This is a genomic window from Halobacillus salinus, from assembly GCF_004684905.1.
Classification (GTDB): domain Bacteria; phylum Bacillota; class Bacilli; order Bacillales; family Halobacillaceae; genus Halobacillus; species Halobacillus salinus.
Genome location: NZ_SRJC01000001.1, coordinates 581833 through 608525, shown reverse-complemented (window position 1 = coordinate 608525; position 26693 = coordinate 581833). Strand labels below are relative to the sequence as shown.

At 43.3% G+C, this 26693-nt stretch carries 23 protein-coding genes and 1 other annotated feature; of the genes, 7 read left to right on the top strand and 16 right to left on the bottom strand.

Features of this window, described 5'->3' with window-relative positions; all coding sequences use genetic code 11:
* Positions 1 to 46: 46 nt before the first annotated feature.
* From E4663_RS03360 to E4663_RS03345, 4 genes are all read right to left on the bottom strand, one after another.
* Positions 47 to 718: a PspA/IM30 family protein gene (locus E4663_RS03360; RefSeq protein WP_079479424.1), complete on the bottom strand. Its 672-nt coding sequence runs from the start codon at positions 716 to 718 to the stop codon at positions 47 to 49.
* 15 nt (positions 719 to 733) lie between these two features.
* The gene (locus E4663_RS03355) at positions 734 to 1243 is read right to left on the bottom strand and encodes a DUF4178 domain-containing protein (protein ID WP_079479423.1); all 510 of its coding nucleotides are present in this window, start codon (positions 1241 to 1243) and stop codon (positions 734 to 736) included.
* 255 nt (positions 1244 to 1498) lie between these two features.
* Positions 1499 to 2617: an alanine dehydrogenase gene (gene ald / locus E4663_RS03350; protein WP_135326687.1), complete on the bottom strand. Its 1119-nt coding sequence runs from the start codon at positions 2615 to 2617 to the stop codon at positions 1499 to 1501.
* 117 nt (positions 2618 to 2734) lie between these two features.
* Complete coding sequence (locus E4663_RS03345; RefSeq protein WP_241657098.1) at positions 2735 to 3493, bottom strand: SDR family oxidoreductase; 759 nt, start codon at positions 3491 to 3493, stop codon at positions 2735 to 2737.
* Positions 3494 to 3603: 110 nt separating this feature from the next.
* On the opposite strand from E4663_RS03345, the gene E4663_RS03340 reads away from it, so the two are divergent.
* Complete coding sequence (locus E4663_RS03340; RefSeq protein ID WP_135326685.1) at positions 3604 to 4923, top strand: purine-cytosine permease family protein; 1320 nt, start codon at positions 3604 to 3606, stop codon at positions 4921 to 4923.
* 263 nt (positions 4924 to 5186) lie between these two features.
* The gene (locus E4663_RS03335; RefSeq protein ID WP_079479419.1) at positions 5187 to 5645 is read left to right on the top strand and encodes a universal stress protein; all 459 of its coding nucleotides are present in this window, start codon (positions 5187 to 5189) and stop codon (positions 5643 to 5645) included.
* Positions 5646 to 5685: 40 nt separating this feature from the next.
* On the opposite strand, the gene E4663_RS03330 is transcribed toward E4663_RS03335, so the two are convergent.
* The 4 genes from E4663_RS03330 to E4663_RS03315 form a co-directional block, all read right to left on the bottom strand.
* Entirely contained in the window at positions 5686 to 6198 is a 513-nt protein-coding gene (locus tag E4663_RS03330; RefSeq protein ID WP_135326684.1) for a MogA/MoaB family molybdenum cofactor biosynthesis protein, read from the bottom strand.
* A complete protein-coding gene (locus E4663_RS03325) occupies positions 6198 to 7028 on the bottom strand; it encodes an EcsC family protein (RefSeq protein WP_079479417.1) in 831 nt (276 codons plus the stop codon). Before E4663_RS03325 ends, E4663_RS03330 begins: the two co-directional genes overlap by 1 nt.
* Before the next feature lie 134 nt (positions 7029 to 7162).
* Positions 7163 to 8353: an acetate kinase gene (locus tag E4663_RS03320; protein ID WP_079479416.1), complete on the bottom strand. Its 1191-nt coding sequence runs from the start codon at positions 8351 to 8353 to the stop codon at positions 7163 to 7165.
* Positions 8354 to 8481: 128 nt separating this feature from the next.
* Entirely contained in the window at positions 8482 to 9468 is a 987-nt protein-coding gene (locus tag E4663_RS03315; RefSeq protein WP_079479415.1) for a class I SAM-dependent methyltransferase, read from the bottom strand.
* Between the two features lie 226 nt (positions 9469 to 9694).
* On the opposite strand from E4663_RS03315, the gene E4663_RS03310 reads away from it, so the two are divergent.
* Entirely contained in the window at positions 9695 to 10498 is an 804-nt protein-coding gene (locus E4663_RS03310; protein ID WP_135326683.1) for an NAD kinase, read from the top strand.
* 38 nt (positions 10499 to 10536) lie between these two features.
* Here the strand turns inward: E4663_RS03310 and E4663_RS03305 are convergent, their stop codons facing one another.
* From E4663_RS03305 to ezrA, 5 genes are all read right to left on the bottom strand, one after another.
* A complete protein-coding gene (locus tag E4663_RS03305) occupies positions 10537 to 12123 on the bottom strand; it encodes an amidohydrolase (RefSeq protein WP_135326682.1) in 1587 nt (528 codons plus the stop codon).
* Between the two features lie 99 nt (positions 12124 to 12222).
* Positions 12223 to 13431, bottom strand: a complete 1209-nt coding sequence (gene thiI, locus E4663_RS03300; protein ID WP_135326681.1) for a tRNA uracil 4-sulfurtransferase ThiI — start codon at positions 13429 to 13431, stop codon at positions 12223 to 12225.
* A 2-nt stretch (positions 13432 to 13433) separates the two neighbouring features.
* Positions 13434 to 14576: a cysteine desulfurase family protein gene (locus E4663_RS03295; RefSeq protein ID WP_135326680.1), complete on the bottom strand. Its 1143-nt coding sequence runs from the start codon at positions 14574 to 14576 to the stop codon at positions 13434 to 13436.
* A gap of 168 nt (positions 14577 to 14744) precedes the next feature.
* Positions 14745 to 15092, bottom strand: a complete 348-nt coding sequence (locus E4663_RS03290; protein WP_079479410.1) for a hypothetical protein — start codon at positions 15090 to 15092, stop codon at positions 14745 to 14747.
* A gap of 10 nt (positions 15093 to 15102) precedes the next feature.
* On the bottom strand, positions 15103 to 16794 hold the full coding sequence (gene ezrA / locus E4663_RS03285; protein ID WP_135326679.1) for a septation ring formation regulator EzrA: 1692 nt from the start codon (positions 16792 to 16794) through the stop codon (positions 15103 to 15105).
* 160 nt (positions 16795 to 16954) lie between these two features.
* Between ezrA and hisJ the strand changes: the two genes are divergently transcribed.
* Complete coding sequence (gene hisJ / locus E4663_RS03280; RefSeq protein ID WP_135326678.1) at positions 16955 to 17758, top strand: histidinol-phosphatase HisJ; 804 nt, start codon at positions 16955 to 16957, stop codon at positions 17756 to 17758.
* Here the strand turns inward: hisJ and refZ are convergent.
* A complete protein-coding gene (gene refZ / locus E4663_RS03275; RefSeq protein WP_079479407.1) occupies positions 17748 to 18350 on the bottom strand; it encodes a forespore capture DNA-binding protein RefZ in 603 nt (200 codons plus the stop codon). The two genes, hisJ and refZ, sit on opposite strands and share 11 nt — an antisense overlap.
* Before the next feature lie 103 nt (positions 18351 to 18453).
* Here refZ and E4663_RS03270 point away from each other — a divergent pair, with 103 nt between their 5' ends.
* On the top strand, positions 18454 to 18933 hold the full coding sequence (locus E4663_RS03270) for a GAF domain-containing protein (protein ID WP_135326677.1): 480 nt from the start codon (positions 18454 to 18456) through the stop codon (positions 18931 to 18933).
* A 42-nt stretch (positions 18934 to 18975) separates the two neighbouring features.
* Here the strand turns inward: E4663_RS03270 and E4663_RS03265 are convergent, their stop codons facing one another.
* The gene (locus E4663_RS03265; protein ID WP_135326676.1) at positions 18976 to 20847 is read right to left on the bottom strand and encodes a sensor domain-containing diguanylate cyclase; all 1872 of its coding nucleotides are present in this window, start codon (positions 20845 to 20847) and stop codon (positions 18976 to 18978) included.
* Positions 20848 to 21219: 372 nt separating this feature from the next.
* Between E4663_RS03265 and rpsD the strand changes: the two genes are divergently transcribed.
* Positions 21220 to 21822, top strand: coding sequence for a 30S ribosomal protein S4 (gene rpsD / locus E4663_RS03260; RefSeq protein ID WP_079479404.1), 603 nt, complete (start codon positions 21220 to 21222; stop codon positions 21820 to 21822).
* Positions 21823 to 21974: 152 nt separating this feature from the next.
* Here the strand turns inward: rpsD and tyrS are convergent, their stop codons facing one another.
* A complete protein-coding gene (gene tyrS / locus E4663_RS03255) occupies positions 21975 to 23243 on the bottom strand; it encodes a tyrosine--tRNA ligase (protein WP_135326675.1) in 1269 nt (422 codons plus the stop codon).
* Positions 23244 to 23311: 68 nt separating this feature from the next.
* Positions 23312 to 23520: a binding site (T-box leader), on the bottom strand.
* Between the two features lie 125 nt (positions 23521 to 23645).
* Here tyrS and E4663_RS03250 point away from each other — a divergent pair.
* Positions 23646 to 26663, top strand: a complete 3018-nt coding sequence (locus E4663_RS03250) for a transglycosylase domain-containing protein (protein ID WP_135326674.1) — start codon at positions 23646 to 23648, stop codon at positions 26661 to 26663.
* Positions 26664 to 26693 lie beyond the last annotated feature (30 nt).

Genomic DNA, 26693 nt, shown 5'->3' with positions numbered 1-26693 from the left:
GTATGTCAGGCACGTCACTCTATTCCTTATTTCGGACAAGTTAGGATTATTCTTTATTCATTTTTTTCTTTAATGCAGCCAGTTCATCGTCTACACTGTCTTTATCATCCAACGCATCGAACTCATCATCAAGAGAACGACTCTCTTGAGACATGTCTTCACTTGTCTCCGCTTCCGCTTCGTAACGCAGAACTTTCTCTTCCATGCGTTCGAACCCTTGGCGTGATTCGTCGCCTCCGATATTAGACATTGTACGGTTCATCTTCGTACGCGTCTTCGCTGATTCAGCACGAGCTTTCAAGGAATCCTTCTTGAGCTTCATCTCCTGATATTCTTTTTTCATATCATCGAGCTTCGAACGAAGGTTATTGGAGTCTTCCTGAGCACGTTCCCAAGAAGCTTTCAACTGCTCAGCCTGCTCTTGTTGGTTCTTCTTGTCTTCAAGTGCACGACGAGCTAAGTCCTCATTACCTGCTTCAATAGCCTTTTCTGCCTGTTGCATACGTTTGTCAACTAATGCTTGAGAATCATCATATTTACGCTTCAACATCTTTTCATTTGCAATTTGCTTGGCAACTGCCGCCTCTGCTTCGCGGATGTCGCTTTCCATGTCGCGCATGAATTGATCTAGCATTTTCACCGGATCTTCTGCCTTGTCTAGCATGGTATTCAACTCAGAACCTACTACTGTCTTAACACGTTTGAAAAACTTGAACATGTAAATGCCTCCTTATTATTTTGAACCAGCGATAATTTTAATCTCATAGGATTCGATATCATAGCCATAACTGACTTCTACCTCACTACCCCATGATTCCAAACTCAAATAACTGCCTTCATCTTCTGCCACATAATCTGCATAACGAGTTGTTCGTCCGTTTATATTCTGACTTCGACCTTCTCCCGTTACTCTAGCTTCCCCTTCTTCATCTTTAAAGTAGGTGGCACCTTCATACTCTAACTTCTTAGGGAATGGCAAGGACACCGGCAGTTTGACTGTTTCATATATGCCTAACTCGAGTTCATCGTCCATTTCAGCAGACAACCATTTTGTTGAATCTCCTTCAAGGAGCTGATAGGCATACCATTCGTAAGAACCATCCCGGTATGTGATTTTCCCCACGACTTCGTAATCCACAAGATCGTAAGTGATAATGTCACCAATTTGAATGTTCAATACAGTTCTTTCTTTCACTTCAGGCGTTTCTTTTTTGTTTGAGAACAACTTTGAAAAGAATCCCAAGTGCTCACCTCTCCTTCCACTTTGACCTCGTGTACCTGTATGTACGGTTGAGTCGGTACAGAGGTTTCACGTTTTTACGATATTTTATTTATTTTCGTTCGTTAACCTGTATTCCCTAAGTATAGTATAACAAGATTCTTTAACCATGATGTAGGATTTTCTTTTTTATCGCTTTGACCATCCTGACACTTAAATACGCTTTGAAAGTTTTCCTTCATAAGAAAAAGCCAGCAGAATGAGCTGCCGGCTTTTCTATTACTTGTTAATTAAATTCTTCGCATCAGCAAATTGCAAATCCTGTGCCTCTGCAACTGCTTTGTACGTTACATACCCTTCTAGCGTGTTGATTCCTTTCAACAAGGCCTCGTTATCTTGGCAGGCTTTGACATATCCCTTATTGGCAAGCTGCAAGGCATATGGCACCGTAACGTTTGTCAATCCGATTGTCGATGTACGTGGGACTGCACCTGGCATGTTGGCAACGGCATAATGCAAGACGCCATGTTTTTCGTAAGTCGGGTTATCATGCGTTGTAATTCGATCTGTTGTTTCAAAGATACCTCCTTGATCGATGGCTACATCTACAATGACAGAGCCTTCTTTCATGGATTTCACAACATCTTCACTTACAAGCTTCGGCGCTTTGGCTCCTGGAATGAGAACTGCTCCTATTACTAAGTCCGATTCTTCCAGAGCTTCTTGAATGTTCAATGGGTTAGACATCAGGGTATTGATATCCGATCCAAAAATGTCATCTAATTGACGGAGGCGTTCCGGGCTCAAGTCGATGATCGTCACATCAGCACCTAGCCCCATCGCGATCTTCGCAGCGTTCGTCCCTACGACTCCTCCACCGATAACCGTCACACGACCACGGCGAACGCCAGGAATACCTCCCAAGAGAACACCCTTTCCTCCATAGGACTTCTCAAGGAACTGAGCACCGATTTGAGAGGCCATTCGTCCTGCCACTTCACTCATTGGCGTTAATAAAGGGAGAGAACCATTCGGTGCCTGAACCGTCTCATAGGCAATTGCTGTTACTCTGTTTTCAACGAGCGCTTTCGTTAATTCCGGTTCCGGAGCTAGGTGCAGATAAGTAAATAAAATAAGTCCATCATAAAAATAATCGAATTCTTCCGGAAGTGGCTCCTTCACTTTCATAACCATTTCTTTGCTCCACGCTTCTTTAGCTGTCGATACAATTGTTGCTCCTGCCTCGACATACTGTTCGTCCGTAAAACTAGAGCCCATTCCTGCCTGTGTTTCAACGAATACTTCATGACCTTCATTCGTCAAACTGACGACTCCTGAAGGCGTCATAGCGACACGATTTTCATTATTTTTGATCTCTCTTGGTATTCCGATTTTCACGGTCGTCTACCTCCCATTCCATTCTTTCTGTATCCCACTGCTTTCGATGTTCGCACGCATGAAAGCCCTTTCATTGTAACAAAATCGACACGGAAAACAACTCTTTTTTCGCTTTGTTCATAAATGTCGATGAATGACGTCAAGACCGCCTGTTACTTCGTAAATAGTACCCGTGATCATATCCGAATCTTCGTGACAAAGAAACTCGATTGTACGGGCAATGTCCTCTCCCGTACCAGGTCTTCCGATCGGAGTTTCCTCGTCTTTCACCCGCTTCCCATCTTCAATCGATGCTTCTTTCCATTCTTCCAATATCTTACCCGGGCAAATCATATTCGAAGTGATACCGAACTCCGCCTCTTCATAAGCAATAGTCTTCGTTAACGATACGAGTCCGACTTTTGCTGCAGCAAATGCGGAACGGTAGATCCAGCCCGATGCCTCACCCGCTCCTTGAAAACCATAGTTGATAATCCGACCAAAACGCTGTTCCCTCATATGAGGTACAGTCTGCTTCATAAGGTGAAACACCGCATCAAGATTACCTCTAACCATAGCTTCCCATTCTTCCGTCGAATAATCCATCAATTTTTTTCGTTCAAAAATATAAGGTCCAGCATTATTAATTAAATAATCCACCCGACCGAACCTGGAAATTGCCTCTTTCACTACACGCTCTAAGTCAGACGTATTGGTAACGTCAGCTTGGAGCAACTGGATCGATTCCTTTTGACTAGGAAACTCCTCCAATAATTCGAGCGCTTTATCGCGGTCACTTCTGTAAGTTGCTGTGACAGAAACACCTTTGGCTAATAAACGTTCCGTCACTTTCTTGCCAAGTCCTTTTGTGCCAGCCGTAATAATAGCGTGCCTCACATTACATTCCTCCTCCGTTACTTCTGTCATTGGTATGTTTTAGTTTCACTTTGTTTACAAGTTTTATAGCCTTCTGTACAATTAATGCGGCAGAAAGGACGTGAAGTCTCATGGGTGCAAACCCCCGCAAGTCGATGATTGAGACAATAGGATTAGAATCGGTCCCTAAGGATCAGCAGAATACTCCCTGGTACCGATTTGCCATTATACAAATCGCTATCGCAGCAAACGCTGGTAACTTTCTCGTTCCAGCTCTTGCTGTGTTGGAAGGCGGACTATCTTTTTGGGCAGGTATCATTTCCACCTGTATTGGAGCGCTATTAGGATTCTTGTTTGTATCTTACTTGTCATTACCTGGTGCAAGACTAGGCATTCCAGCGCAATATGCGATCCGGACAATGCTTGGTGTACAAGGAGCACGGTACTTATCTTCTCCGATACGGAGCATTACTTCTTTGTACTGGTTCAGTGTGCAGACAATTGGTGGTACATATGTCATCCAGCAGTTAATCATTAGAATTTCAGGCAAAGAAATACCGTTTCTACTATTCTCTATCCCACTTTCTATCCTGATGGTTGTGCTTGCCATTATCGGCTTTGACGCCGTTAAAAAGGCAACAAGTTATTTCCTTCCTCTTCTTCTCATAGGTGAAGGAACGATGATCTATCTATACTTTACTACAAATGATATGCAGGGTTCATGGCTTACGCTTGCCAATAGCTCAACATCTATCTCTTGGCCGAGCTTCTTTTTCTTTGCCAGTCTCGCTTTTGTCCAATATGTATCCGGAGTTAGTGCTTCTGCAGATATGACAAGATACGCAAAGACACCGACTCATGGTTTTTGGGGGCTTCTAGTAGGGAATGGAATTGGATTTTTCATTACTGCTTTCATCGGTTGTGCCTCTGCTTTTCTTTACCAGGATATAAACCCTTATGTCTCTTCAAGTGAACAAACGCAATCACCGATTTTCATTGCAATCATCACCTTGACGGCTATCATTTCCATGGTCTCGATCAATATCAGCAATGCTTACACCGGTGGTTACAGCCTCCTGAACACATTCAGTCGTTTAACCCGTGTACAGAGTGCGGTCTTGTTCGGTACTGTGGGGGTCATACTGAGCGGATTTCCGGATCTGGTCAATGAAGCAGAATCCTATATATCTCTTCTAGGGGGCTTGATCATACCGATTTCAGCTGTCATCACGAGTGATTATTTAATCGTCAAACGTCTTTATTTGAACGAACAGGCTCTTGCTCAACTCACTAAGACATCAAGCATCAACCCATGGGCTATGTTCCACATCATTTTTGGAGGAATATTATACTTCCTGCTTCCAGATGCATGGTCCCCTGGGTTCACCACCTTTATAATTGTCGCGTTCCTCTACCCTCTTATCATGAAAGGGAAGACGTGGGGTGCTTAAATATAGAAACCTCCCATCAAATTCGGAAGGGAGGTTTTTTTTAATGTTTTTCTCTTTCCGTGGCAGCACCTGACTGATAACTCTCATTCAAAGCATTCATCAGCTGCTGTTCTTGTTCCATCTCTTGTTCGATAGGATTTTTCAGTTTTTTCTCAGCCATTTTCATCACCCCCTCACTACTTTTCACAAATTAGTTCGAATTATTCGCATTACTCAAAAAATGACGTGGTATAATAATACTAACAAGGAAGGGGGAATCTTAAATGACATTTGAATACAAAGATATTGTGGTGGCTGTGGACGGATCTGAAACGGCAGAGGTTGCCTTTAACAAAGCCATCGATATTGCTAACCGTAACGAAGCTAAGTTGATATTGTCTCATGTTGTTGATACTAGAGCATTTGCAACGGTGGAAGCGTATGACCGTTCTCTCGCTATCCGTGCGGAGAAGTATGCAACGGAGTTACTGAATGATTATCAGAAGAAAGCGGAAGAAGCGGGTATCAAAGATGTTGTGATTGATATCGAGTACGGTTCCCCTAAAGTGAAGATCGCCAAAGAAGTAGCCCCTAAGTATAAAGCGGATTTGATCATTTGCGGAGCAACTGGATTAAGCACGATGGAACGCTTTTTCATCGGTAGTGTTTCCGAGCACATCACCCGCTATGCAACATGCGACGTATTGGTAGTCAGACCTGACCGAGTAGAAGACGAAGCGTAAACAAAACGAGACGGCCGAATGGTCGTCTCGTTTTTGTTTATCAGCTGTCTTTATTCAGTTCCCTTACGACGTGAGCGAGTTCCGGTACAATCAATTTTCCCATTGCCAGTCGAACGGCACCACTTGAGCCTGGCGTGGAGAAGACTGCCTTATTCCCCTTTGCACCTGCCACTGCTCTTGATAGAAGCGCTGTAGAGCCGATATCTTCTGTATAGCTAAGCATCCTGAATAGTTCCCCGAACCCGGGAATTTCTTTGTCAATCAATGACTGAACTGCCTCGATTGTCACATCCCTTTTAGCTATCCCCGTGCCCCCATTTGTCAAAATCACGTCCACATCTTGACTTTGTACTCCACTCTGAACGGCTTCTGTTATCGCTGAAAACTCATCTTTGACGATTCGGTAATCGACAATCTGGTGTCCTTGCGCTTCTGCCAAGTCCATCATGAGTTTGCCGCTCTTATCTGTTTCTTCTGTTCTAGTATCACTAATTGTCACCACCATGCACCGGACTCTTGCAGGAGCATGTTTTTTGTGGTCCTCTACAGCCATCAAGTTTCCCCTTTCGTCCATTGTAAATGTCTATATTGATAAAACCTCAATGCAAAGTCTGTTACTTTTCGTGTCAGGTGGTAGTTGGAATAGGCTCCGATCGCAATACTAATAAAAGGCAGACCTTGAACCAGTTTTTTGCGGAACATCACTATGAAGAGAGACTTAAATGCCTGTTTCATCGGCTGTTCTAACCATTGTTCATTCGTCAGTCGATCGTCCCCACCGTAAATGTACGGATGCTCTTTATCCTGAATTTCTTTAACTAACTCACGCCATGCTTCCGCTTGTAGCCTTTTCGGAAGCGTTGCAGCATGAAATACCTTCAATGAAATCATCATCTCATATGGATGATTCATCTCGTGACCGAATGTCAATCCAATCAACTGGACAGCCCGAATGTTCATCACCATCATTAATGGAAAATCGAGCCCCAGCAGCAACCACCCTCCTGTGCCCGTCAATCCGCCTTGTGTGAAAGAATACAACCTTCCTCTCGCCTTATGCTGTTCTGCTATGTAGGTTAATTGGTCAATTGTCAGAGCATGCTTCATGTCTTCAATATTATGAATGTCCCCTGAAATAGCACGACCTACAGTCAAGATTCTTGCTCTAGCATCATTCTGAAAAGAGGTACCCTGTAAAAAAGCGTGTGTGTGAAAAAACCAATCATCCAGCTTAGAGAACATTTTTTCCCTTATCCCGTGATCCATGCGGTCAAAATTCTGAATCAACCAATCATCATAGATCTTTTCAAAGTCATTCGGTTCATAATAATGATATTGGTCCAACCACTTCTTAACATCCTGGGTGATACGTTCTCGAGACATTGCAATGACCTCCTACCCATTATCCTTTTCTATATTGTATCCCTACTTAAAACAAAAGAGCAAGCCACCTGTTATCTACAAAAAAAGTGGTTCCCTACTATTTTCAGCAGGAAACCACTTTTATAAAAAAGCTCTTATAGTCCTTTTTCGACTGTATCACGTGCAATCATGACTTCTTCGTTAGTTGGAATGATCATAACTTTAACTGGAGAGTGTGGGTAGTTGACAAATGCTTCTTTCCCACGAACTTGGTTAAGAGATGGATCCCAATAAACGCCCATGAACTCAAGGCCTTTCAAGACACGTTCACGGATGGACGTACTGTTTTCCCCAACACCTGCTGTGAAGATGATTCCATCAATTCCGTGCATACGAGATGCATAAGAACCGATATACTTGTGGATTCGTGCGGCAAACACCTCAAGTGCTAGCTCTGCACGCTCATCTCCGTTTTTAGCAGACTCTTCGATGTCACGAAGGTCACTTGAGAATCCAGAAAGGGCAAGCATACCACTCTCTTTGTTCAAGACATTCATCACTTCGTTAGCTGTCTTGCCTGTCTTCTCCATAATGAATGGAATAAGGGCAGGGTCGATGTTACCAGAACGAGTTCCCATTGTTACACCAGCAAGAGGTGTGAAGCCCATGGAAGTATCAATGGATTTGCCACCTTCGATTGCAGCGATACTTGCACCGTTACCTAGGTGGCAAGATAGTAGACGAAGCTGCTCAACAGGACGTCCAAGCATTTCTGCTGCACGTTCTGAAACGTACTTGTGAGAAGTACCATGGAAACCATACTTACGAATTCCGTAGTTTTCGTAGTATTCGTAAGGCAGGCTGTATAGGTAGGACTGTTCAGGCATCGTTTGGTGGAATGCTGTATCAAACACCGCTACGTGAGGGACGTTTGGCAGCACTTCACGGAATGCATTGATTCCCGTTAAGTTAGCCGGGTTGTGAAGAGGCGCAAGATCAGATACTTCTTCGATCTCCTGAATAACTTCATCTGTAATAAGAACAGATTCGCTGAAGCGTTCCCCTCCGTGTACGACACGGTGTCCTACTCCATTGATCTCATCTAAGGATTCGATGATTCCGTTAGCTGTAAGCTTGTCTAACAGCATTGTCACTGCTTTACCGTGATCTGGAATATCTGTAACCGTTTTGTCTTTTTCATCGTTCACTTCGATTGTAAAAACGGCGTCATCTAGACCAATTCGTTCAACGAGGCCTTTTGTAATGACTGTTTCCTCTGGCATTTCGATCAACTGAAACTTCAGTGAGGAACTACCTGCATTTATAGCTAGAATTTTATTACTCAACGTTGCTCATCCCCTTAAAATTAGGTTCGTTTGTTTCTACCACTACTATTTAATCACCCGTTTCATGCGATTTCAAGGCGGAAAGAACATGATAACGTTTACTTCTTATATTCTCTATTTTCACACAATTATCTCGCCTTATACTGATCGAACCATTGGTTCATCTGAGCGAGTATATCTGCCATAGCTTCCGGGTTCTTGAAAGAAGGAAGCTGGACTAAGAGAGCTTGCTTCGGTGGCTTCGTATTTCCGCCTTTCTTCTGCAATATCAAAATGCTCTTACCATGTTTTTCATTTTTGAACAATGAATCAGATAATTGCAGCATGCCAACAATATGAGCGTGTTCTCTTAAGAACGCATTCAACTGCTTGGATTGCTCACTTTCAAACAGGAAGTTAGGCACGATAAACATCAAATACCCACCTTCTTCTGTATAACTTAATCCTTGCTCAATGAACAAGTGGTGAGCATAGGACATGCCCTCTTCTGCTTTCAATTCATACTTAGATGCAGTCGCTTCGTCAGGATAATACCCAACTGGTAAGTCAGCTAGGACGAGATCGACCGGCTCCATTAAGAACGGGCGAAGACTATCCTGATGGAAGAATTCGATATGGTTCTTCTGTAGATTAGCGTTCGTTACAGCTAGCTGGATCAACGTTGGGTCCACCTCACTTGCATATGCTGTAAGCGGCATTTCCAGCTGGTTCATGATAGATGTTAATAAGTTACCCGACCCTGATGCTAAATCAAACAGTTTAAGCTGTTCTCTCCCTTCGAAGAGCTTGGATGCTAAATAGCCCATGAACATGGCCACGGAATCAGGAGTGATCAGGTGTTGTTGCTGAGTGGCACCTTTCATCCCTTTAAGGATGGTCAGCTGCACCGCTTTTCTGATTTCTTCTTTCTGATAATCATCTTTAGAGATTTTGGTCAGCTCGTTGTTCAATTTGGTCTGGAGGTTCTTGTCCATATCGTCAAAAGGATGTCCATTGAACAAGACATCTAATGTTTCAGCAATGGCCTCTAGATAGGTAATATTCATGTCATGAGACACGTCCGTTGCGGTATCATCGATCCATTGGAAGAGTTGTTCGACGTTTTCTTGTTTCATCGTCATTCTCCTTCAAACTTAATTTTTCAAAAGAAATCGACGCATCTGTTCTTCAACAAAATGCGCCTTCAGTGTGTTGCGTTCTTCATTCTTCTATTGTAACCATATCGAATAATCCAATGGGATTCAACAACGACGCAATTGACAAACTTGTATGAATATTGAGTGCGGTTTCATAACGAACGTGATAAAATAGCTACAGCTACTACATAAAGGAGGATTCATAGTGTCCGATCAACGCAGAAACCTTTATTTCTATTACCATCCAAGTCAAGAGCTGGACGAGAAAGTGAAAGAGTTGTTCCAATTAGCACAAGACAATGATTTCCACCTAACAGAAAATCCGGAAGAAGCCAATATCATTTTGGCTATCGGGGGTGACGGAACTTTCTTACAAGCAGTAAGAAAAACGGGATTCAGACAGGATTGTCTATATGTAGGCATCAGAAGCCATAACGAAGCTGGATTATACTGCGACTTCAACATTGATGATCACGAAGAAATGATCTATGCAATGAAGAACGCGGAAGTGGAAGTGCGACGCTTCCCGATCATCGAAGCTACCGTCAACGGAGAATCTACTTTTAAATGTCTGAATGAGTGCAGCGTCCGTTCCACTTTAATCAAATCGATCGTTGTCGATGTTCACATTGATGACTTGCACTTCGAAACATTCAGAGGGGACGGCCTTGTCATTGCAACACCTACGGGAAGTACAGGATACAATAAGTCTACTAAAGGAGCCGTAGTCGACCCGAAGCTACCTTGCTTCCAAGTGAGTGAACTAGCCTCGTTGAACAACAACCGCTACCGTACATTAGGCTCCTCTTTTATCTTGAGCGGGGAACGAACGCTCAAGCTTGATGTTCGCCAAGACGGCAACGATTACCCAGTTATTGGCATGGATAACGAGGCCTTCTCCATCCGTAACATCCAGGACTTGACCATCAAACTAAGTGATGATGTCATCAAAACCGTCAAAATGAAGCACAATACGTATTGGGACCGCGTCAAACGTACATTTTTATAAAAAGAGAGCGTCCTAGCCTTGGGCTAGGACGCTTTTTTTTACCGTTGATACACAACATCTCCGTCCACGACGGTCATTGTTACCGTCGCATCTGCAAGCTCATGTGGTTTGAGAGCAAATAAGTCTCGGTCCAGCACGGTGAAATCTGCGACGTAGTTCTCCTCAATTATCCCTTGGGTGTCCTCTTTCTTAATGGCCTGGGCACTACCTTTTGTATATAAAGAAATGGCTTCATATACAGAAAGACGCTCTTCCGTTTGATAGACCTGATTGTCATAAGTAGCCCTGCGATCTACGGCTGCGCGAATACCAAGAAGCGGATTGATCTCTTCAATCGGAGCATCCGATCCACCTGCACACATAATTCCAGCATCAAGCAACGTCTTCCAGGAATAAGAAGTCTTTAGACGGACGTTCCCGATACGATCCATAACCCACGGGAAGTCAGAAGCCACAAAAGTCGGTTGTAGATCCAAGACGACATCGAGATCTTTCAACTTTTCAATCAGCTCTGGACGTAAAATCTGCGCATGAATGATGCGATCTCGCTCTCCAGTTTCCAGAGGTTGATTCGCTATTTCATCAGCTACCGCTTCCACAGCCGCGTCTCCAATAGCGTGTACGGCAATCGGCATCTGGCGCTTCCTAGCTTCTCCGATCAAAGATGCCAAGCCCTCTTCTGTGTGAATGGCCACTCCCTTATTGCCTGGGTCATCTGTGTAGTCCTCAGAGAGCCAAGCCGTTCTCCCTCCTAAGGCACCGTCAGAGAAGATCTTCAGTGCACCAAGCTCCACATACTTGGTCCCTTTTTTAAATCCAAGCTGATGGGCGTCCACATCTTCTATTACTCCGTGATGAACTAGAAGGTGGGCGCGGAATTTATAACGATCCTCATTAATGATATCCGTAAACGCATCCAACGTTTTCTTGAATCCACCATAGTAGTTCAAATCTTCGCTGTGTCCACCGACCAACCCATAGGTATGCATGTCATTAACAGCTAGTTCAGTCGCTTTACGTAAGTATTGCGGCGTAACTTCAGGCATTGCATCTTTGATCAATTCCTGTCCCTGATCGTGGAAATAGCCTGTCGACTCTCCCTTATCATCCCTCACGATCACTCCACCTTGTGGGTCTGGTGTATCTTTTGTAATACCTGCCATTTCAATCGCTCTCGAATTAGCTAGCAGGGCATGGCGACAGACCCTGGTGAGCATCATTGGATGATCGGTCGATATCTCATCCAATTCATCTTTATGTATAATCCGTTTATCTTCCCACTGATTCTCATTCCAGCCATCCCCGATGATCCATTCTCCAGCAGGTAATTGTTCTGCGTGCTGCTTCAGAGCTTGAATTACTTCTTCCGCCGATTTCATAAAGGAAAGATCAAGACGCATTAAACGCTCTCCGTGACCAATGATATGCAGGTGACTGTCTGTAAAGCCTGGATACATTACAGCACCCTTCAGGTCGTGTTCTTCGTCTATCTGTTCTTTATAAGTTTGGTAAAGTCCCTGAGTATCGCCCGTTGCAGTAATGACACCCTCATTCGTTACAACTGCTTCCACCCAGTCTCCTTCCTTTTTCATTGTATAAATCTTACCACCGTACCAAAGTTCCATATCCCTGCACCCTTTCTAATGTTTAGTATTACATATACCACAATATTGAGAAAATTAAAAAGAAAAGAACCGCTCCACTAAGTGGAACGGCTCCCTTCATTAGAAGAGGTCACTGAATTCATCTTTCTGTTGAATTTGTTCCCCGTCTTCTACTTCAATCACATAACTCTGGTCGATTGCCTGGGCAATATCTTGAGAGAAATCGCTATTTGACTCATAGTAGTTAGCATTCTTTCGAGTAGGTTTCGTCTTAGGCGCTTTCGGAACGAAGACAGTACAGCAGTCTTCATATGGGCGAATGGAGATATCATACGTATCAATCTTTCTTGAGATATCGATGATTTCCAATTTATCCATCGCAACTAGAGGGCGAATGATAGGATAATTCGTCACTTCGTTGATCGTATTCATACTCTCCATCGTTTGGCTGGCCACTTGACCTAGGCTCTCACCAGTTGTAATAGAAAGTACCCCTTCACGTTCCGCTAGCTGTTCACTAATGCGCATCATCATTCGACGCATGATCGTCATGCTATACCCTTCCGGCATTTCACGATGAATCTTCTGCTGAATAGCTGTGAACGGAATGACGTGAATTTTTATTTTCGTTCCATAATTACTCAGCTGAGCTGCTAAGTCAATTACCTTCTGTTTTGCTCTATCACTCGTATAAGGTGGGGAATGGAAGTGGATAGCCTCTAGTTCCACACCGCGCTTCATTGTTAAATATCCAGAAACAGGGCTGTCGATTCCGCCTGAAAGCATCAGCATCGATTTACCTGTCGTACCCACTGGAAGCCCACCAGCACCAGGTAGGTCCTGAGCTGTGACATATGCCGCATCTTGACGGACTTCGATTTTGATTTCAACATCGGGATTATGCACATCAACTGTTACATTTTCCGTGTTCTTAAGAATATACCCACCTACAATCGGGTTGAAATCCTGTGAAGAAATCGGGAAGTTTTTATCTGTCCGTTTAGCGGAAACCTTGAACGTTCTCGCTCCCTTTGCATCTTCAAATGCGAGCAAGGCAGCCTGTTTGATAAGCTCTTCTTCCTTCTCCACCTTGACAGCAAAGCTCAAACTGTGGATACCGAACACTTTCTGACAAATCTGCATCACTGCATGTGGATCTTCACCGTTCAACAATATATACATACGATCACGTGTCTTTTGTATTCTTGTCTCTGGGAAACCCCTCAATTTTCTTATTAAATTACGCTGAAGTTTCTGTTCAAAGGAACGGCGGTTTTTACCCTTCAATGCCATTTCGCCGTACCGAATCATTATACGATCAAAGTTCATGGTTACCTCCCCATTGTCGCGTGTAGTTGTTCTATTGTCTTCCTTAATGTCTTCACAAATACAGCTAATTCTTCTTTGGTATTCTGATAAGACAAGCTTATTCTTAAAGCAGAAGTCGTCCTATCTCTATCAAGATTACATGCGCTCAGGACAGAACTGACATCCGGCTGCTTTGAGGAGCAGGCAGACTTCGTCGAAATGAAAATGTCTTCTTGTCCTAGTGCATGAATCACGACTTCCGGCTTGTAACCAGGAATCGATACGTTCAATATGTGAGGAGCACCTTCTTTTGGAGAATTAATTACCACTTGCTCTATATCCTCCATTCGCTCCCATAGATATTGCCGCATTTCTTCCAAATGGTTACGTTTGGCATCGTTGTCCTGCATCAAGAAACGCAAAGCTTTAACAAAAGCCACATTTCCAGGCAGATTTTCTGTGCCTGCCCTTGTTTCTTGCTCTTGACTTCCTCCGTGAAGAAGAGGGAACAACGAAACATGATTCTGTATGATTAGTGCACCTGTCCCTTTTAATCCATGAATCTTATGGCCAGAAACCGTGCACATATCTATATGACAATCCCGAATTGAGAGATTGATTTTTCCAAGCCCCTGCACGTGATCGACGTGAAAGAATGCTTTCGGATATTGTTCAACAACTTGTCCAATTTCTTGAATAGGCTGTATCGTACCCAATTCATTATTCACTGACATCACACTGACAAGGATAGTATCTTCCCGCATGGCTTGGGCCACATCATCAGGGTTGACCCGGCCACTTGAATCTACCGGAAGATACGTCACATCAAAACCCAAAGACTCCATAGCGCGATACGCCTCTATCACAGACGGATGCTCTACTTGAGAGGTTATCATATGCTTTCCTCTCGATTGGTGCATGAGAGCGATACCTTTAATCGCCATATTATTCCCTTCTGTCCCACCAGATGTGAAAATGACATCCTTTGACTGGACACCAAACCATTCTGCCGCTTGACTTCTGGACTGTTGCAGCAAACGCTCTACTTCACTTCCAAGCCGGTGAACGGAAGAAGGATTGGCATAGTAAAGGTCCGCCACTTTTTTATAACTTTCAAGAACTTCTGGACGAGGGTGTGTCGTAGCACTATTATCTAAATAAATCATGAGCTTTGTGCTCCTTTTCTTTAAATTCCAATCCATAATATTATCATAACATGACAGATAAATAAATATCCTATGCCCCAGGTAGCTAAGCGGACTTGAAACTACACTCCTTCTACAAACCGAAAAGCCACTCACCAAGAAGGTAAGTGGCTTTCATTCTCAAAATGATCAACTGTTATCTGCTGTATCTTCATTCAAGTTCAATGAATCAAGAACAGTATCGATACTGAGCTTTCCATCTTCACTAACGTCATTTACCCAATTCTGAGTAATGACTTGTTCTCCAAAGATGGTTTCGGCTTTGTTTTCATGTATGGCTCCGCCTGTCGTATCATTTAAAAAGTGAGAGGCAATTTGATCGTCCGTGATCGATTTATCGTAATGGGAAGGCTCTAGTGATGAGCTATGCGTTTCAGCTAATTGAGTCGGTTTGGGGGTGTGTACATAAAAACCGATCACCGCTGCCCATAATAGAATCGTGAACGCAGCCAGACTAATGAGTCCCCATTTCTTCATCCTAACACTCCTAAGCGAGTACACGCTCCTTATTTTCCAAACGAGAAACAGCTTGTGGGTCCACTTCATTCAAACCCTCAGTTGCAAGCTCTAACGCTTCCTGGTAATGGCATTCCCTGAATGCTGATTCTGCCTCTAACAACTTCGCTGCTAGCAACGGGTTTTGACTTCTGTAACGATTGGCGTATTGGATAATTCGCTCTGAGCGTTCTGCCAATTCCAACGTCTCGTTAGCCGATTGGTTCAACTCTTCTGTCAATTGCACAGCCTCTTCCAATTTCTCGGCTACATCGTGCATATCAAGCGGTTGTTGATCCAGACATTGGAAGACATAATCAAGCTTCGCCCCAGCGTCCTGCATCGCTTTGTAAAGCTCTTCCGGAATACCCGGGAGATTACTGCGCTTCAATCGTCTATGCGTATCGATCAGAAGCTGCTCCATTTCGCTAAGCTTGTCTTTTGCAGCCCTTTCATCTTTCCTTAGAGCCTGTACATTCTCACTGAAAGATTCTTGTTTCTCTTCAAGTTCCTTCAATTGTTCTTGCGCATCTTCCAGTTCTTTCCTCAGTTCAACGAAAGAAGCGTTGCTGTTCTCTCTCTTTTCATTCAGGTTGAACAATCTACCACTGAGTTGGTTATACCAAGCTTTCAAACTACGATACATCTCAATATCTTCATCATCTAAATGATAAGAATGTTGTATCTCTTCTATTTCCTTCTCAGTCTGTCGCAAAACATAATCCAGCTCATCCAACTGAGCTTTCAAAGGTTCATACTGTTTATCTACGTAATTGTGTGCAACTGCTTCCTTCTCCAACAATACATACATTTCTTGCACGCGTGTTTCCATTTCTTCCAGTTCTCTGGCCACATCGCTCTGGTCCGCTTGTTGAAGTCTTGCAACGATTTCTCTCAAAGAACGCTCGAATTTATGTATCTCAGGTTGGAAGCTGAAGTGGGATACTCGATACCCTTCTTCTTTCATCTCATCCAAACCAGCTGATAACTCTCTGAGCTGTTCCGGGAGTTCCGCGTGGGACTTCTTAAGTAACTCGGGGAATTGCTCGATTTCCGCCTTCAGCTGAGTTACCTTTTCTCTCGTCTCTTGTGCCAGTTCATCAGCTTCAATATAGTCCCCTTGAGCGACAAGGCTTTCGTAGTCATCAAACTTCGTCTCAAGTTCCACAATTTGACGTTCGAATACATGAACTGCCTCGCCGTACAAGTACCTGTCTTCTACCAGAGTCTTCGATAGCTCCTTCAGCTCAGGCCCAATGGCATCCATTTGTTCCCGGCTATGTTGCTCAGAGTTCAACAGCATATCCAGCTCTTCGTACATAGATGCAATATTACCTTCAATTGCTTCCAGCTTTTCTTCCGTGTGACGGATGACTTTCTTCACACGTTTGAATTGATACTTGTCCGCTGCTTCCTCTGCATCGAATAGATCTTCTTCAAGCTCCGGCAGATCTTTCGTCAAAATTTGATCCCATTTCCCTCTCCATGCCTCAAACTTCTCCTGTGTTTCACCGGAAAGGTTCAAATTCTTCACTTTTGACAATTCATCCGTGACCCTTCTGTTCATAATGTCCATCTTCCAGCTTTCGAGGCGATCCACCTCATCGTATATCTTCTTTCTCCAAATCAGACCTACGATGAACAGTACGATAAGTAATAAGATACCCCCAACGACGTACTTCATAATTATCCTCCTAACAAGATACACGCCCAACGGTTGGAACTGCACTGAATTTATTGATTAGTTGCTTATTATGATACCATGTAATTAGCAATTTTGGCTAAATTATTTCAAATTTATCAATCGATTGACAAATACTTGCAATAGAAAGGAATATCCGCTCATGAAAGATGGTCACATCCATACGCCTTACTGCCCTCACGGAAGCAAAGACGTATTTAAATCCTATATTGAACAAGCGATTTCATCTGGTTATAAGAGCATGACCTTCACAGAACACGCACCTTTACCTGAATCGTTTCAAGACCCGGTTCCTGATAAGGATAGCGCCATGGATATACGGGATGTAGATCAATATATATCCGACCTTCAAGAGTTGAAGAAGGAATATAAAAAAGACCTATCCATCTTGATAGGTTTCGAAGTGGATTATATCAGAGGTTATGAGAACGAGACGAAGCACTTTCTCGATGACTATGGACCCTATCTCGATGACGGGATTCTCTCTGTTCATTTTTTAGAAGGGAATAAAGCTTGGTATTGTCTCGATTTCAGCCCTTCCATGTTTCAAGAAGCGACAGAAGATTTCGGTTCTATCGATAGAATATATAATGCTTATTTTGACCACGTCACCTCATCCATTCAGTGTGACCTTGGTCCTTTTAAGCCGAATAGAATTGGGCACATGACGTTAATAAGGAAGTTTCATGAGCTTTATCCGTCACCTCCGAACTGGGAGAGGCTTGCTACACAAGTACTTCAAGCAGCGAAACACCATGGAATGGAACTAGATTATAACGGCGCAGGAACAAAAAAACCCCATTGCAACGAAACATACCCGACAAAATCTATTGCCGAGCACGCGATCGCAATGGAGATTCCTTTAGTATATGGTTCGGATGCACACCATTCCCTGGGTATAAAGCAAGGGTATGATAAGCTATCCTCAAAATTCTTTAAGAGTTAGCACTCAAGTATTGGACCGTTTTCTGCTCCATCATTAACTCGCTGTATACTTCAACGAAGTGGTCGATAGATGCTTCTGTAATGAAGGGGTCCTTACACTCATGAGGCATCATGAAAGGGGCATTCAATAACCCTTTTAATTGCAGTAGGCAAAGCTTTTCTCGGAAGGTTACTTCTACTTTAGACCGTTTATTAAAGAGAATCATATTAAACAAATGGTTTTCTTTCGCAATATATGTGACGAGCATCTCCCGGGCAAAGACCGTATTGAGGGAAAGCTCTCTATAGACCAAACATGATAGTTGATAATGCGTTTGTTTATAATGTAGAATTTTTTTCAATAAGGATTCTACATCCTGCTGGAATTCTGAGACTGCTTCTTGTTCCAGGATTTCTAAATAAGGTTCAAAGTAATTGACAGCTAACGATTCGAATAACCCTTGTTTACTTTTGAAATAGTAATGAATCAAAGACACGTTTACATTGGCTGAATGAGCAATGTCCCGAACGGAGGTCCCGTTGAAACCTTGGCTGTAAAAAAGACGGCACGCTACATCGAGCACCTTATTACGTGTATCATTCTGTCGGTTCATTATTTTTCCCCCTCAAGGGAATAGTTCTTTGTAAAAGGGGAATTTCCTGCAAGTAATCGTTCACCAAATCACGACATGATTTTCAATATGGGGAGGAATGAACATGTTTCAATCAAGTGCTTACACAGGCACGAAGCAAGATAACTATGAACTTCTACTTAAACAATTAAAGGCGTTGATCGAGGACGAACCTGACAATATCGCAAACCTATCCAACGCCTCTTCTCTTCTGAACCAGTTCTTGGACGATGTCAACTGGGTAGGGTTTTATCTATGGAAAGAAGAACAACTTGTGCTCGGACCATTCCAAGGTCTTCCTGCATGTGTACGCATCCCATCTGGTAAAGGGGTTTGCGGCACAGCTGTTTCAGAAGGAAAAACACAGCGAGTTGCGGATGTACATGCATTTCCTGGTCACATCGCCTGTGATGCTGCATCCCGATCAGAGATTGTCGTTCCCATTTATAAAAACGGTGAAATCTATGGTGTACTGGACATCGACAGTCCCTCTACGGATCGCTTTGATGAAGAAGACGAATCTTATTTGGACCGTTTCGTCAAAACAATTGAAAGCTACTTGTAATCGACAAAGCTCTCTACCTAACCATAAGGTAGAGAGCTTTTTTTATGGAGATACGATAATCCGGTTTTTACCGTATTCCTTGGCAATATAGAGAGCTTGATCCGCGTCTTTCACCACTTGTTTGACGTCGGTTCTCGCGAATGCATCCCAAGAAGCCAAACCGCACGAAACTGTAACCGAAGGATTAGTAGAGGCAGAAACATCCGCGCGAATGTTGTCTGCTATTCGGTAAGCGTCTTTTTCTGAAATATTTCTTAAATAGACCGCAAGCTCCTCTCCTCCCCATCTAGCACTAAGCCCGGAAGGAGCAATGGACCGCTTCATGATCTCTGCAACCTGGCAAATGACATCATCCCCGATTTGGTGACCATAAGAGTCATTGACCCTCTTGAAATTATCGATATCAAATAATAAAAAGTGTCCTTTGTTATCTTCGAGCAAATACTCTTCTACTTGCTCATCTAAATAATTTCTGGAATGCAGCTTCGTCAAGTAGTCTGTGATGATTGTCTTCTCCAGTTCCTCATGCAGCATAGAGTTTGCGAAAGCAAGTGTAGAATGATGCACCAGAGATTGAAGTAACTTGAAAGACTCAAAGCTGAAATAGTAGGGATCCCGATGTACAACAATTGCAAGACCATCTAAATACTCATGGTCCGTCATCGGAACAGCCATCAAAGACTTATAAGGACAAGAGTGATCCCAACGTGTAGAAAGGTCACCAATGAAGACAGCTTCATCATTCTTTACAAACAGCTTATCGACACAGGATATAAAAGAATGGCAATCTCCCGAATCAAAAAACAAGGAACTTCCTTCTAAAATATCAAATGATTCGTGTTTCTCGTCTTTAAACAAAATGAACCCTACTTCATCAGCCCCGAACGACTGGTCGATCTGCTCTGCCATATAGGAAATCTTATCTGACAATCTCATTGTGGAATTCAATTGTTTAGAACTGGAGTTGATAAGCTGCAAGTCATTGTTCAAACTTCTTGATTGTTGGTACAGCTGGGCATTTTCCAGAGCATTCCCGGCGTCCTGTGCCAAGAGATCAAAGAAGTCGATATGGGATTTGGGGAAATGAAGAAGCGTTTTCGATACCACTTGGAGCACCCCGTAAACACCCTGCTTTCCTCGCAATGGAGCATATAAAGTTGATTGATTGTTCTCCGTGACGTTCTCTACTTGCAATTCCCCCATCAAATAGGCCTTAGCGCTAGCCTGAGATGCTTTTTCAGGATCATATGATAAGTTCTTGATCGGCAAGTCTGGACGCGTTGTATAATCTTGTGACAGTAATAAGTAATAATCAAATTGAGGATAGATCCTCTGTATTGTCCGAATGACCTCTTGGAGGACATCATCGGTGTGATTGGAAGCGTGGAAATCTGACGTCCCTTGATATAACAATTCGTATTTTTCTTTCTGTTCTATAGATGCAAATACTGTACGGACTTTCTTTATCGCTCTCTTAATTTCTAATCTAATTAGTTCTAATAAGTCTTGATCCCTTTCTTCCATATGATGCAATGGAATGATAAAAAATCCGTGCAAATAAGATTCATTTAATAACGGGATATAGAAGAATTGACCATACTGTTGGTTGCGATCAGCTATTGGATTGACGGCATACCCATTGTAAAGTATGGTTGGACCCTGATGTGAAATTTCATCGCTTCTATAATATCTCGTCCAATGGTCATCTTCTAAGGAGTAGGTATTTCTTAAACGAAAGGCACTTTCCCATTCGTCTAATAAATATACCCCGCAGTGATCGACTTGAAGAAAGTCTCGAATTTCCAGGGAGAGTAAGTCAATGAACTTTTCAAAGGTATACGTTTCATCCTTCATTAGTAATTCAAAAATCCTGGACTGAAGGTGCTGTAAGGTTTGTTTACTATGTAGCTGCATGACCAATCATCTCACCTTTCTATCTTCACTTCTTCATTTGAGTCTATTGTACCACTACTTTCCACCTTGAAACGAGATTAAGCATGTAAATTTTGCATTTTTTCTTCTCCACCCAATAAATGATGAAGAATAGATAAAGGATTTTCGTATCACCCTTGACTTCTGCACCGAAGAAACTATATAATATTCGTTGTGTAAAATAAATGGCAGCCTACGTGAGCCGCCGTTGTCTGTATTTTGTTCCTCTATACGAGGTGCATCGTGTAACTCTCTGCTGCTGGAGCGATGGTGCATGAAAACATAATGCGCAACGGAAGAAGGACACACGGTTTTTATTTTATGCAAAATAAAAATAAAAAGGAGGAAATTCCTATGGCACGTTATACAGGTCCAACCTGGAAAAAATCACGTCGTTATGGTATTTCTTTAAGCGGAACTGGTAAGGAACTAGAAAAACGCCCTTACGCTCCCGGACAACACGGTCCAAACCAACGTAAAAAACTATCTGAATTCGGTCTTCAGCTTCAAGAGAAGCAGAAGCTTCGTTTCATGTATGGATTGACTGAGCGTCAATTCCGTCGTCTATTCGACCAAGCTGGTAACATGAAAGGTATCCACGGTGAGAACTTCATGGTACTTCTTGAGTCTCGTCTAGACAACATCGTGTACCGTCTAGGTCTTGCACGTACTCGTTCACAAGCTCGTCAGCTTGTAACTCACGGTCACGTAACTGTAGATGGTGGTCGCGTTGACATCCCATCTTACCGCGTAGCACCTGGTCAAACGATCAGCCTTCGTGAAAAATCTCAAAAACTTAACGTCGTAGAAGAAGCGATCGAAGTAAACAACTTCGTTCCTGAATACCTTACATTCGACGAAGACAAGCGTGAAGGTACGTATTCTCGTTTCCCTGAGCGTTCTGAGCTTCCTTCTGAAATCAACGAAGCTCTTATCGTTGAATTCTACTCTCGTTAATAATGGATTGGAAAACCGCCGTTTTGTTACGGCGGTTTTTTTGTGAAAAAATCCATAAATAATGCAGTCGAGTTGGATGTTAAGGGATTCGACATGGCAATTAAGGAATTGCATACCAAAAAGCCCCAACCTCGATAGGTTGGGGCTTCACTTTATTGAAAACGAATCAAGAAGTATTTTTTCTTACCACGACGAATGATCGTAAAGCGATCTTCAATCCGATCCTCTTCGTTGAGCGTATGCTTCATATCTTGGTTGCGTTCACCATTAATGTAGATAGCACCATTTGAAATATCTTCGCGCGCTTGACGCTTAGAAGAAGCAATACCTGAGTCAACTAGCAGTTGAAGTAGCTGAGGTTCTTTCTCTTCTGATGTGAAAGCAGGGACATCTTTGAAGCCTTGCTCTATTTCATCACCGGAAAGGGATTTGATATCTCCACTGAACAACGCTTCTGTAATACGCTGTGCCTGATCCAACGCTTTCTCATCATGGACGAGTGTTGTCATCTCCTCTGCCAGGCGACGCTGCGCCACTCGTTTCTCCGGTTGCGTTTCTACTTCTTTCTCGAGCTCTGCAATCTCATCCATAGATAAGAAGGTGAAGTATTTCAAGAAGCGGATCACATCACGGTCGTCTGCATTGATCCAGAACTGGTAGAACTCGTATGGCGTCGTTTTCTTAGGATCAAGCCATACCGCGCCTCCCGCTGTTTTACCGAACTTCGTACCATCCGCTTTCGTAATCAATGGAATCGTAAGTCCGAAAGCGTCCACTTCTTTTTCTCCGGCGGCTGTACGACGTAACAGCTCAAGGCCTGCAGTGATATTCCCCCACTGATCACTTCCACCGATTTGAAGTGTGCAATTCTCTTTCTCGTAAAGCTTTTGGAAGTCTAGTGATTGAAGAATCATGTACGTGAACTCTGTGAAGCTGATCCCATTTTCAATACGGGATTCTACAGAATCTTTTGCGAGCATGTAGTTAATGCCGAAGTGCTTTCCTGTATCACGTAAGAAATCAATAACAGTGATTTCAGAAAGCCATTCATGGTTGTTGCGGGCAACCGCCGCATTCTCCCCTTCGTCAAAGTTCAATACCTTCGCCATTTGTTTCTTGATCGCTTCACTGTAGCCAAGTACGACTTCTTCTGAGTTGAGCTGTCTTTCTGTAGAACGTCCACTCGGGTCACCAATCATACCCGTTCCGCCGCCAACTAGTGCGATTGGACGGTGCCCAGCTTTCTGGAAACGTTTCAGCATCATCAATGGAAGCAAGTGGCCGATATGAAGACTGTCGGCTGTCGGATCGAATCCACAGTACAATGTCACTTGATTCTCACTTAAATGTTTTTCTAAACCTTCCTCATCTGTCACTTGGTTAATTAACCCACGTTGGTGCAGATCTTTTAATAGTTCCATTCTTAACACCCCTTTGTTATGTTAGATACGTTACCGAAAAAGGGATAAAAAAATAGACCTCATCCCTGGAAAGGGACGAGGTCTATTCGCGGTACCACCCTTGTTGCGCATTACACGCCACTTGTATCGATAACGGCTCCAATAAGCCGTCTTCTGATTCATACCAGAAGATCCGCTCCAGATCGTACTTCGAAAATCAAATATGTACTGACTCGCACCACCGTCAGCTCTCTGTAACAGGGATTTGTCTTCTACTGCAATCCTTCAACGCACGCTTATAAATCTGTATATCTATATTTATCACATTTGTTTATAAAAAGCAATAAGATGATTCGATGGAAATATGTCCTAACTCCTTGTCGTATGTTATAATTATGTGTGGATTTTTTAGGGGGTATAATGATGTCTGATAACCAGAAAAATGGTCGAAATAAACTGGATTTCAAGTCCCTTTGGAAAAAAGGGTCGATTCAGAAGAACACACGTATCACGTATGATGTCGTTTGGAATATTATTTTATTTTTTATCATTATCGGTGTGATCGGTCTCTTTTTTGCTGGAGGTGTAGGCGCAGGTTACTTTGCTTCTCTAGTCAAAGACCAGCCGATCGAAAGCAAACAAGAGCTGACTCAAAATATTTACAACTATTCGGAAACGTCCGAGATGTTCTTCTCTAAGGAAGATCAAATGTTAGGAAAAGTTCAATCGGATTTGTACCGTGAAGAAGTTGACCTGGATAACGTCAGTGAATATCTTCGCAATGCTGTCATTGCAACGGAAGATGAGTATTTCAAAGAGCACGAAGGGGTCGTCCCTAAGGCCGTCATGCGTGCCATTGTGCAAGAGGTTACGAACTCCAGTGTGAAGACAGGCGGAAGTACGCTAACGCAGCAACTCGTAAAAAACCAGATCCTCACGAATGAAGTTTCGTTCGAACGTAAAGCAAAAGAGATGCTCCTCGCATTACGAATAGAACGTTTCTTTGAAAAAGATGATATCCTTGAAGCTTACTTAAATATCGTACCGTTCGGTCGTAACGCTAACGGCGAGAACATTGCTGGTGTTCAAGCAGCTGCAGAAGGAATCTTCGGAAAAAAAGTGGAAGAGCTTAATATTGCAGAGTCTGCCTTCATTGCAGGTCTGCCACAGTCTCCATTCGGGTACACACCTTTCACGAACAGTGGTGAAATCAAATCGAAAGATGGGCTCGAACCGGGTATCGACCGGATGCATGAAGTTCTCGAACGAATGCTTAAAGCCGAGTACATCACACAAGCTGAGTATGATGAGGCTATGAAGTTCAAAATCAATAAGAAGACTTTAGCAAAATCCACAGAGTCCGCCTTCGTCAAATATCCTTACTTGACAACTGAAGTACAAGAGGAAGCGAAAAAGGTTCTTAAAGAACAACTTGCCAAAGATGACGGCTACACGATGAAAGACCTTAATGGCGATGAGAAATTGAACGAGCAGTACACTACCCTCGCAGAACGTGAACTGAGCTCTGGTGGTTACAAGATTCATACTACAATAGATAAACAAGTCTATGATGTAATGCAGAATGCCAAAAATGCCTACCAGAACTATGGACGGAATAAAACCATCTATGAAACAGATCCGGAAACAGGAGAGCGTATTGAGGAGAATCTCCCTGTCCAAGTCGGAAGTATGATCATTGAAAATGAGACCGGGAAAATCCTAGGATTCATTGGTGGTCGCGACTTCGATGTAAGTGAAATCAACTATACGCAGCGGAGACGTTCTCCAGGAAGTACGATCAAACCGCTACTTGTGTATGGACCGAGTATGGACATGGGCGCCGCTCAGCCGGGTACGGTTATAGCCGATGTGCCATATAATTACCCAGGCACATCAGATGATGTACAAAACTACTCAGGTGGATATAAAGGATTCGTGTCCGCCAGGTATGCACTAGCTTGGTCTTATAACGTTCCAGCCGTTAAGCAGTTCGTAGAAATTTTGCCGAACAAACCATACGAGAACTACTTGTATAAGATGAACTTTCCAAAAGTTGAATCAGAATATCCTTCTATGGCTTTAGGAACTAAGAATATTACTGTTCAACAAAACACAAATGCTTATGCAACATTCGGAAACATGGGAAGCTTCACCGAAGCTTACATGATTGAAAAGATCGAAACGAAAGACGGAGACACCGTCTATCAGCATGAAGCAGAGAAAAGAGATGTCTATTCCCCTCAAACTGCTTACTTGATGATCGATATGATGAGAGAAGTATTGCGATACGGAACAGCTAGCGGTGTACGCAGTCAGCTCGCCTACCCTGGTGTCGACTGGGCTGGTAAAACCGGAACGTCTCAGAACTATAAAGACTCCTGGTTTGTCGCAACGAACCCTAACGTCACTGTCAGCATGTGGACAGGTTATGATAAGCAAGCAGAACTCGACCGCGGGTACAGTGGCAGAACCCAAGGCATATGGGCTGATGTCGTCAATGCTGTATCAGAAGTCCGCCCTGACTTGATGGTTCCAGACCAAGGATTCCAAAGCCCTGGAGGTCTAGTACGCAGATCTTACTGTGCTACATCAGGATTACTTGCATCCGATTTATGTGCATCCATGGGACTTGCGAAAAGCGACCTTTACAATGCCAAGTATGTTCCGACGAAAGTTGACGACAGCCTGATCAGAGGTGACTTCGTTAAAGTAAACGGAAAACTCGTTGTCGCTGGACCGAACACTCCAAGCGAATTCGTACAAGGTAGTGGCGGCGTGACCTTGAGTCCTTCCTTCCTTAAAGAGAATGGCTACACGTCACCAGCTGTCCTTCGGGAATTACTTCCGAACACACAAGCATTCAGTAACGTGGCATTGCCTTCATCCGGAAGCATCGGCTCTGCTGCGTCTTCGATTTCGAATGACGGGAAGTCACCAAACGCACCAGCTAATATATCCGTTAACGGAAATACAATTAGCTGGCCAGGGTCATCGAGTAATGATGTTGTCGGCTACAGAGTATATCGTGCTTCTGTTCCAGGAGGATCCTTCTCGCTAATTGGAAGCACAGTAAACAGATCCTTTAACTTCTCAGGTAGTGAAGGAATCTATGCCGTTCGTGCAGTCGACTATTTCGGTGCTTCGTCCGGTTTATCCAGTACGGCAAAAGTCGGGAACCCTGGAGCTCCGGATCCAGAACCAGAGCCAGATCCTGAACCGCAGCCGGAACCTGATGAGAACAACGATTCAGGCGAAGAGAACGCTTCTGATGGTAACGGAGAAAACAACGATACCTCAGAGGAACAGAACAACGACACCGATGGTAACAATGACTCTGATACCGAAGAATCGGACACTTCCCAAGATGATGGCTCACAAGACCAAGGAGACTCATCTAGTGATTCAAATGATGGAAGCTCTGATTCTGGTAACGGAGAATAAATTAACTTAGAGCAGTACCTTTCATACAAG